Raw genomic sequence first — 9,126 nt, forward strand, 5'->3', positions numbered from 1 at the left:
CTCCGTTCAGTCCTTCGCGAGCCACGCGAGCTGCACGAGCCGCGGCGCGTGCCGCCGCCCGGTCAGCCACGCCCGGCCGGGCGGCAGCAGTTCCGGTTTCAGCCCGCCGAGCAGCGGCCCCTCGTCCTTGTCGCCGGACATCAGCAGCCCGGGCGACCCGACGTCGCGCAGCCGGGACAGCAGCGGTTCGAACAGCGCCCGGCTCGCGCCCCCGGTGCGGCGCGCCAGCACCAGGTGCAGGCCGATGTCGCGGCCCTGCGGCAGCAGGTCCAGCAGCGGCAGGAACGGGTTGTCGGTCTGGCTCACGGTCAGGTCGTAGTCGTCGACGAGGACGAACAGCTCGGGCCCGCGCCACCAGCCGCGGTCCCGCAGCTGGTCCGGGGTCACGTCCGGCCCGGGCAGCCGCACCCGCATCTCCTCGGCCACCTGCCGCATCAGCTGCGTGGTCGTCTCCCGGTCGCTGCCGTAGCCGATGAGGTGCTCGGTCGTGACGTCGCCCAGCAGCCCGCGCCGGTGGTCGACGACGATCAGCCGCGCCCTGGCGGGTTCGTAGGCGTCGGTGATCGCGCGGGCGACCGCGCGCAGGAACGTCGTCTTGCCCGCCTCGGTGTCGCCGAGCAGCACGACGTGGGGGTCGGCGCCGAAGTCCAGGTGCACCGTGCCGAAGTCGTCCTCGGCGATGCCCACGGCCAGCCGGTGCGACGCCGCGTCGTGCTCGCCGGCGAGCTGCGCATAGGGCAGTTGCGCGGGCAGCAGCCGCACGGGCGGCGCGGGCGGGCCGGCCCATCCGGCGGCCACCGCCTCGACCAGGGCACGCACGCCGCTGCCGAGATCGGCCGGATCGTCGTCGCCGTCGATGCGCGGCAGCGCGATCAGCATCTGGTGCCTGCTCGTCGTGACGCCGCGGCCCGGCGCGCCCTCCGGGACCTTGATGGCCGAGGCCCGGTCCACCATGCTGTCCACCGGATCGCCGATGCGCAGCTCCAGCCTGCTGCCGAACAGGTCGCGGATGTTCATCCGCAGGTCGAACATCCGGGCGGCGGAGACGATCACGTGGACGCCGTAGGAGAGCCCGCGCGCGGCGATGTCGGTCACCGCCGCCTCGAGGTCCTCGAACTCGCCGCGCAGCGTGGACCACCCGTCCACGACGAGGAACACGTCGCCCCACGGGTCCGCGCTCCCCCGCCGCCGGTAGGCCGCCATGCCGTCGATCTCCCCGTCGGCGAAGGCGCGCTCCCGCCGTGCGATGAGGGTCCGCAGTTCGGCGATCGTGCGCCGGACCGCGCCGGGGTTCTGCCTGCCCGCGACACCGCCGACGTGCGGCAGGCCGCGGATCGACGACAGCGTCCCGCCGCCGAAGTCCAGGCAGTAGAACTGCACTTCGCGCGGGGTGTGGGTGAGGGCGAGGCTGGTGATGATCGTGCGCAGCGCGGTGCTCTTGCCCGACCGCGGCCCGCCGACCACCAGCACGTGCCCCGCCGCCCCGGACAGGTCGAGCACCAGCGGGTCCCGGCGCTGCTCCAGCGGACGGTCGGTGATCCCGATGACGGCGCGCAGCGCGCCGGCCGGCCCCTCGTGCGCGCCGAACCCGCGGTCGTCGCGGTGCTCGAGTGCGGGCAGCAACGCGTCCAGCGTGGGCGACTCGGCCAGCGGCGGCAACCACACCTGGTGGGCCGGGGTGCCGCGGCCGCGCATCCGCTCGACGAGGATGTCCAGCACGCTTTCGCCGACCGCGTCGTCCTCCTCGGCGGCCTCCCCCGGGGCCTCGGCGGGCAGCGCGGGCGCCAGGTACCGGGTGGAGTACTCCAGCAGCTCGGGCGCGTCGTCGCCGCCGCGCTCGGCCGCGCCCCCGTCGCGCACGCGGTGCGCGCCGGAGACGTAGGCCGAGCGGAACCGGACCATGGCTTCGTCGTCGCACTTGAGGAATCCGTGCCCGGGCGCGCGCGGCAGCTTGACCGCGTCGCCGACGCCGAGGACCGTCCGGCTCTCCACCTCGGAGAAGGTGCGCAGCCCGATCCGGTACGACAGGTGGGTTTCCAGGCCGCGCAGGCGGCCCTCCTCCAGCCGCTGGCTGGCCAGCAGCAGGTGCACCCCGAGCGACCGGCCGACCCGGCCGATCTGGACGAACATGTCGATGAAGTCGGGTTTGGCGGACAGCAGCTCGCTGAACTCGTCGCAGATCACCAGCAGGGTCGGCACCTCCGGCAGCGGCGCGCCGGTGGCGCGGGCGCGCTCGTACTCGCGCAGCGAGGCGAAGTTCCCCGCCGCGCGCAGCAGCTCCTGCCGCCGCAGCAGCTCGCCGTTGATCGCGTCGGTCATCCGGTCCACCAGGTGCAGCTCGTCGGCGAGGTTGGTGATGACCGCGCTGGTGTGCGGGAGCTCGTCGAGCGTGGCGAAGGTGGCGCCGCCCTTGAAGTCGACGAGCGCGAAGTTCAGCGAGCTGGGCGGGTGGGCGACCGCCAGCGCGAGGACGATGGTGCGCAGGAGCTCGCTCTTGCCGGAGCCGGTCGCGCCGATCAGCAGGCCATGCGGCCCCATGCCGTCCTGGGCGGGCTCCTTGAGGTCCAGCTCGACCGGGGTGCCGTCGGTGGCGACGCCGAAGCGGATCCGCAGCCGGTCCCGGGTCGGGCGCTGCACCCAGGTCGCGGCCGGGTCGAACGTGCGCGGGTCGCCGATGTCGAGCAGCTCGGCGAGGTCGAGGTCGGTGCTCAGGGGCTGCTCACCGCGCCCGCCCGCGCTGGCCCGCAGCGGCGCGAGCTGCCGCGCGATCGCCTCCGCCGCCGGGATGTCCAGGGCGTCGGCGTGCCCGAGCTCGACCGTGCCGTCGATCGTCTCGCCCGTCAGCGCGCCGTCGGCCGCGACGTGCAGGACGATGATCGCCGGGTCGAGGGCGCGCGGCGGCGGGGTGCGCAGGTCGACGAGCGTGACGCCGTCCAGGCCGCCGTCGGCCATCAGCTCGTCCGAGCCGGCGGTGGACCCGCCGTCGAGCACCACCACCAGGTGCGGCAGCGCCTCGCGGTTGTCGAAGGCGGGGTCGAACCGCTTCCGCTCCCCGAGCAGGTCGTCGACCATCGCCTCGATCGACACGATCGAAGTGGCCACGAGCCGCAGCGGGCCGGCCGCGTCGGTCCGCTCGGGGTGCAGGGCGTGCGGCAGCCACTTGAGCCAGTCCCACGCCTCCTGCGCGGTGTGCGCGGGGCAGGCGGCGATGCGCAGGTCGTCGGGCGAGTGCAGCGACGCCAGCTGCACGAACACCGCCCGCGCCAGCGCCGCGCCCCGCGCGTGGTCGCCGGTGACGTGGATGCGGCTGAACCCGTTGACGGCCATGGCGAGCGGCAGGCCGGGCACGGCGGTGTAGGTGGTGAGGAAGCGGCGCAGCGCGAGCGCGGACAGCGGCTCCAGCTGCTCCAGCGGCTTGGCCTCCGGCGGCACGAGGGTCAGCGCCGGGCGCTGCGGGCCGGTGCCGATCCGGGCGACGCCGAAGTCCGCGTCGAGCGGGCGGCGTTCCCACAGGCGGTGGCTGCCGACAAGCGTCAGCAGGGACTCCGGTTCCGGGTGCAGGTACACCATCGCCTGGCGCTGCTGGTGGATTGCGCGGGTCAGCCGCAGCCGGTGCTGCCCGAGGTGACGCAGGTAGGCGCGGCGTTCCTGGGCCATCTCCCGCTTTCCCGGACCGGCGGAGTTGAGCAGCGACACCGCGATCATGCCCAGCACCCCGACGCCGAACAGCCCGAACACGACCAGCCGCAGCACGCCGGAGCCACGCCCGAAGCTGCCGGTGAACAGCAGCATCATCGCCGCCATCATCGCGATCATCGGGATCACCATCAGCACCTGCGTCCACTGCCTGCCCGCGGGGCGCGGGATCTCCGGCGGCGGGTCGAGGATCAGCTCACCCGACGGCTGCTCCGGCGCGGGACGGCGAACCGGCCTGCGCACCACGACGGTCCCCATCGCGACTCCCCTCTCTGCCCGGACCCGATCCTCGCCTGAACCGCTCCGATGAGGACGGTCGTGGCAGGAACGTGCCGCGTCGTGCCGCCGGCGTCCGGCGCGCACGATCCTGGCTCCATGGAGCTGCCGAGCATCGACCACGAGGCCCGCCGCGCCGGTTACCGGCGGCTGCGTGACGACCTGCTGGAGATCCGGTCCAGGGTCGCCGACGTCACCGCCACCGCCGAGTCGCCGGACGGCCTGATCAGCGCGACGGTCGCCGGCCGGGGCGAGCTGACCGGGCTGCGCATCGATCCGCGCCTGTACCGCTCGCCCGATTCGACGGCACTGGCCGCGTCCATCCTGGACACCATCCGGGACGCCGTGGACGACAGCCGCGAGCAGATCGCCGAGATCACGCGGGAATACCTGCCGCCCGGCGCGGCTGGCAGGAACGTGCCGCGCCCGTCCTCCGGCGGCCGCGCCCGGCTTAGCGTCGGGGGCGGCGAAAGCCGCGGAAACGGAAGGAGAATCCAGTGACCGGTAACGGTCTGATGGACGCCAACACCGAAACCCTCACCAGGGTGGTGCAGATGGCGGCCGTGGTGGTGCAGGAGATCGAATCGCAGCGCGGGAAGCTCGACGGGGAGGTGAACTCCGTCATTCCCGCGCAGTGGAGCATGGATCAGTCCCAGTCGCTGCTCGTGGCGCACAAGAAGTGGGACGCGGCGATCCGCAACCTCTGCGAGAAGCTGCAGAAGCTGGGTGAGGACACCCAGTTCGCCGTCAACGACTACATGGACGTCGACCAGCAGGGCGCGCGGTGCTTCAACGGCGCCGACAGCGGGTCCGGCTTCGGGGGCTCCGGGTTCGGGTCCGGGTTCGGGTCCGGGGGCCTGGGGTCCGGCTTCGGTGGCACCTCGGGTGGCGGTGACGGCTCCGGTCAGACGTACGCGTTCGCCGGGGTGCTCCGCGCCCTCTGACCGAACACCACACAACGGAAAGGAGTTGACTCGTGACCCGTAAACTCGCGATGTTCGGTGCGCTGGACGGCCTGTCGGCGAGCATGAACGGCTGCGTGCAGGGCGTGCAGCAGTCCATCGATTCCTGGCGCCAGGCCTCCGGGATGGGCGAGAGCGACTGGCTCGACTCGGCGGGCGGGCAGTTCGCCGAGATCAGCCGGGCCTGCCAGCAGGTGATGGCCGCGGGCCAGGAACTGCTGCAGGCGATGAACCAGGGTGTCCAGACCTGCAACCAGGAGAACATGGGCGCGGTGCAGCGCTCGTGCGCCCGGCTGGGCGCCTGAGTCACGACCGTGGTGTCCCGGTGCGCACCCGGCGCACCGGGACATCCGTCGTCCGGAGGAGCTTGACATGGCTGAGGCAACGTCCGGCGGCACCGCGACCGCGCCGCAGAGCGGCGCCCCCGCGAGCGCCCCGCCGTCCGCCGAACCGGCATCGGGCGAGCAGGCGGCCGAGGACACATCGAAGGCCCAGAACACCTCGAAAGCCGAGAACACCTCGAAAGCCGAGAGCACACCGGCCGCCGGGCACCGTGACGGCGGCGGCGGTGCGGACGGGTCCACTGCGGACGGTGCGGAGACCGGAGGGGTCGCGGGAGAGGTCCTCGCGGACGTGCCGCCGCCGGATCCGGGCCCGGTCCAAGCCGCGCACGAGGGGTGGGAACCCGTCGCCGAGCGGGCCCGGCAGACCGGCGAGGAAGCCCGGGGCGCGACGCGGGAGCTGCCCGGCGCGTGGCCGGACGACAGCGGCGCCGCCATGTCCGAGCGCACCGGGTCCGCCGTGCGGGAGACCGACGAGGTCGCTCAGGACGCGCAGACCGTGTCCGCCACGTTGAACAAGACGCGGGAAGCCTACACACGCGCCCGGTCCCAGATGGAGGCCGAGGCGCGGCAGGCGGACGACGACGCGCGGCTCGCCCACGCGACGATGGGCCCCGGCCCCGAGGCCGACCTCGCCACCGAGCGGGTCAAGCAGACCGCGCGTGAGGCGAACCTGCAAGTGCGCACCGCGACCCAACGGCAGGTGGACGCGGACTGGGCGAACGTCCGCCTCGCCGGAGCGGAGGAACCGCCGGGGACTCCGGACCCCGGTCACCCGGCGCCCCAACCCGGCGGCGCCGGGCCGGACGCCGCCGGCGACCTCGACCACGCCCAGCGCGTGCTCGACCAGGCGGGCCGCGACGGCCTCGTCGCGAACCTTCCCAGGCCGCCCACGGACGAGGAGCTGCTGCGCGGCTACCAGACCGAGGACGAGGAGACGATCGAGGTCATGGGCAAGCAGGTGGTGCCCAGCGAGGTGCTGGCGAGCGCCCTGCGGGACCCCAGGGGCCTGCCGATGATCGACCCGATGAGGGTGAACCCGGCCAACTCCTGGCGCCACTGGGAGATCTCGGAGGACGCCACCGCCGCGGGCGAGCAGAGCTTCCCGGATCCCGACGGTTCCGGACCGGCGGGCGGCCGCGAGGGCACCGGCGACAACCATCGCGACGCGTTCCGCCACGCCTACTGGAACGCGCTGATGACCAGGGAGTTCGGCGAGAATTCGGCCGAGCAGGTCGGCACCGCGCACGAGCGCCGGCCCGACGACCCGGTCGACGGGCAGCCCCCGCTGTTCGCGGAACGGCAGGAGGCGATGGACCTCTACAACAACGAGATCGGCCGCCGGATCGCGACGGAGCTGGGACCGCAGGCCACCGACGCCGACGTCCGGGCCGTGATCGAGCAGGCCATCCGCGGCGGGAAACTGGTCGTGTTCAACCAGGACCACACCGGCCTCGTGCCCAGCGGCGGCGCCGAGGACTTCCCGCCGTGACCGTCCCGGGTCGCTGTCCCGCCAGGCCGCCGCGTGGCCGGAACAGGTCACCGTCCACTGTGCCCCTCCCGCGGCCGCGACACTGAAAACACCGAGACTCCGGACAGACCGGCGACGCTTCAGGGGAGTGCAGAGGTGCCCGAGTCATCAGGAAACGGCGGCAGCGCACCGGCCGAGGCCGCACCGGCGAAACCCGCCGAGCCCGCCCCCGCGGCCGAGCCCGCCCCCGCGGAACCGGCCGGGCCGGCATCGTCCGAACCGGAATCGTCCGAGCCCGCGTCGGCGGAACCAGCCAAGGACGCACCGGCGGAACGGGCCGAGCCCGCATCGGCCCAAACCTCCGGCCAGGAAGAACCCCGGAGCGAGCCGGGCCGGCAGGCACCGGCCCGCGACGACAACTCCGCTCCGGGTGATTCTCCCGGCGGCGAACTCGGCAAGCGCGTCTTCGGGGAGAATCCGCTGTCCGACGCCGACACCGGCGCGCTGGGTGAGGCGCGCGACCGGGCCGCGCGGGCCGGGGAGGACCTGCGGGGCACCGCCGAGAACACCACCCGCGCGGCCGGCGATGGCCAGTGGCAAGATCCGGCAGGGCAACGGCACAGCGAGCAGGTGAACGCCCAGGCAGCCGACGCCGCCGCGCTCGGCGACGGCATGGACGCACTCGGCCGGTACCTCGACGAAGGCGCGCGCATCCACGACGGCGTCCGCGATACGCGGGTGCGCGCGGTCGACCAGGACAACCCGGTTTACGAGCTGGCGGGCGCGACCTTGCCCCCGCCGGAGAGCGACGCCACTCAGAACCGCGTTGCCCGCGACGCGATCACCCGCGACCGGGAGGTGATCGACCAGGGCGTGGAACTGATGCGCCAGGCCGGCGAGCGGTTCATGCGCGGCACCGAGCAGGCGTTCGGGGCGCTGCGCGAGCCGACGGAGCAGGTCGGCCAAGCCCTCCGGGACCAGGGCTGGCACGTCACGCCGGTCCAGTACGAACGGGGACCGGTGGAGCGCGCGCACCGGCTGGAAACCACCGTCGCGGAGGGGAAGGCCGGATGGCGCGAGCGCTTGTCCGGGGCGAACAAGACCGGCGACCACGCCCAGCGCAGCAAGCTGACCGATCCGTCGGCGACCGTGAACTACGACGCGGTGCGGGACGCGTCCATCCAGCTCGATTCCGGGCAGCGCCGGCTGGAACTCGCCGGCCGGGACGTGCCCGTCCAGGTCACGGCCGACGCCACGGCGTGGCGCAGCGACCAGTTGCCGGACCAGGGCGGGTGGTACACCGAGTACCTGGACACCCCGACCCCGAAGGCGGGCCGGTTCGAAGGCAAGGCCGCGTGGGGAGCCGGAGCGTCACTGGTCGCGCGCGGCACCGTCGGCGACGTCACCGCGCTGGGTGACGTCAACGCCTCGGTGGGCCTGGAGGGCAAGGCGAAACTCGATGTCGGGTCGCGGTTCTTCGGCGGGGAGGCCGGCGGTTCGATCGGGGCGCGCGCGGGTGTCGGCGGGATCGCCGAGTACGGCGGGATCGGCGCGAGCGGCCGGGCCGAGGGGATCCTCGGGCTCGGGATCGAGGGTGGCGTCACCTTCGGCGAGAACAAGGACGGCGACTGGGTGATCGGCGGCAAGATCGGCGCCGCGCTCGGGATCGGCGGGAAGGTGGAGGGGCACATCGTCATCGATCCGGAGCGGGCGGGCCGGACGCTCGCCGATCTGGGATCGGCGATCGCCGATGGATTCCGCAACCCCGGCCCCGCGATCCCCTCCCCCACCTTCTACTAGCGCATCGAGGAGCCCCACCGTGTTCACGAGCATGCCGTTCCCCGTCGGGTTCGCCGTTCCGCCCGGGTGGCGGGCCCCCGGGCCGTCGGAGACCGGCTGTCCACTGGGGACGGTGGCCTGCGTGCGGTCCGAACCGGCCGCGGTCATCGCCGCCGCCGGCGGGTTCCGGCCGGACGGCGCGAGCCTGCCCGAGATCGCCGCCGAGTCGGTGCGTGACCTGCGCGAGTCCGGCGCCGTCGTCGAGGTGCTGCGCCGGGCGGAAGTCGGCGCGGCCGGCTCGCCAGGGCTCGCGCAGGTCCTGCGCGTCCGCGCACCGGGCGCGGCGGAGGTCGTGCAGTGCCAGGCGTTCCTCGCGCTGCACGACGTCGACGACCACGGCAAACGCGCCGTGCTGCGGTTCGTGATGGCCACGACCGGGGCCGGGGAACTCGCGGAGGACTTCCGCCGGTTCCTCGGCTCCATCCGGCCGGGCACCAGCCAGGAGGACGAGGAGTCTCAATGATCGTGTCAAGCAGCTGTAGGGCTGATGGGCGGCGGTGAGTGGTGGAATTCGCGGCCGTCGCGCAGCAGTGCCCAGATG

Annotated in this window: 7 protein-coding genes; 6 read left to right on the top strand and 1 reads right to left on the bottom strand. The window is 73.7% G+C overall.

The features are described from left to right. Positions 1 to 6 precede the first annotated feature (6 nt). The gene (gene eccCa, locus ABZ215_RS23680) at positions 7 to 3,954 is read right to left on the bottom strand and encodes a type VII secretion protein EccCa (protein WP_354951622.1); all 3,948 of its coding nucleotides are present in this window, start codon (positions 3,952 to 3,954) and stop codon (positions 7 to 9) included. A 117-nt stretch (positions 3,955 to 4,071) separates the two neighbouring features. Here eccCa and ABZ215_RS23685 point away from each other — a divergent pair, with 117 nt between their 5' ends. From ABZ215_RS23685 to ABZ215_RS23710, 6 genes are all read left to right on the top strand, one after another. Beyond that, positions 4,072 to 4,473: a YbaB/EbfC family nucleoid-associated protein gene (locus ABZ215_RS23685; RefSeq protein WP_354713310.1), complete on the top strand. Its 402-nt coding sequence runs from the start codon at positions 4,072 to 4,074 to the stop codon at positions 4,471 to 4,473. Then, on the top strand, positions 4,470 to 4,916 hold the full coding sequence (locus ABZ215_RS23690) for a WXG100 family type VII secretion target (RefSeq protein ID WP_020423215.1): 447 nt from the start codon (positions 4,470 to 4,472) through the stop codon (positions 4,914 to 4,916). The genes ABZ215_RS23685 and ABZ215_RS23690 overlap by 4 nt, the downstream gene beginning before the upstream one ends. Before the next feature lie 32 nt (positions 4,917 to 4,948). Continuing rightward, positions 4,949 to 5,239, top strand: coding sequence for a hypothetical protein (locus tag ABZ215_RS23695; protein ID WP_157358854.1), 291 nt, complete (start codon positions 4,949 to 4,951; stop codon positions 5,237 to 5,239). A 67-nt stretch (positions 5,240 to 5,306) separates the two neighbouring features. Next, the gene (locus tag ABZ215_RS23700; protein WP_354951624.1) at positions 5,307 to 6,767 is read left to right on the top strand and encodes a hypothetical protein; all 1,461 of its coding nucleotides are present in this window, start codon (positions 5,307 to 5,309) and stop codon (positions 6,765 to 6,767) included. 135 nt (positions 6,768 to 6,902) lie between these two features. Then, a complete protein-coding gene (locus ABZ215_RS23705) occupies positions 6,903 to 8,546 on the top strand; it encodes a hypothetical protein (protein WP_354951626.1) in 1,644 nt (547 codons plus the stop codon). 19 nt (positions 8,547 to 8,565) lie between these two features. After that, on the top strand, positions 8,566 to 9,048 hold the full coding sequence (locus ABZ215_RS23710; RefSeq protein WP_354951628.1) for a hypothetical protein: 483 nt from the start codon (positions 8,566 to 8,568) through the stop codon (positions 9,046 to 9,048). The last annotated feature ends 78 nt before the right edge of the window (positions 9,049 to 9,126 follow it).

This window comes from Amycolatopsis sp. NPDC006131, from assembly GCF_040614175.1.
Classification (GTDB): domain Bacteria; phylum Actinomycetota; class Actinomycetes; order Mycobacteriales; family Pseudonocardiaceae; genus Amycolatopsis_E; species Amycolatopsis_E tucumanensis.

Excerpts from the sequence above, each read along its gene's own strand:
- eccCa (WP_354951622.1), bottom strand. The coding sequence starts at position 3,954 with ATGGGGACCGTCGTGGTGCGCAGGCCGGTTCGCCGTCCCGCGCCGGAG.
- ABZ215_RS23685 (WP_354713310.1), top strand. The coding sequence starts at position 4,072 with ATGGAGCTGCCGAGCATCGACCACGAGGCCCGCCGCGCCGGTTACCGG.
- ABZ215_RS23700 (WP_354951624.1), top strand. The coding sequence starts at position 5,307 with ATGGCTGAGGCAACGTCCGGCGGCACCGCGACCGCGCCGCAGAGCGGC.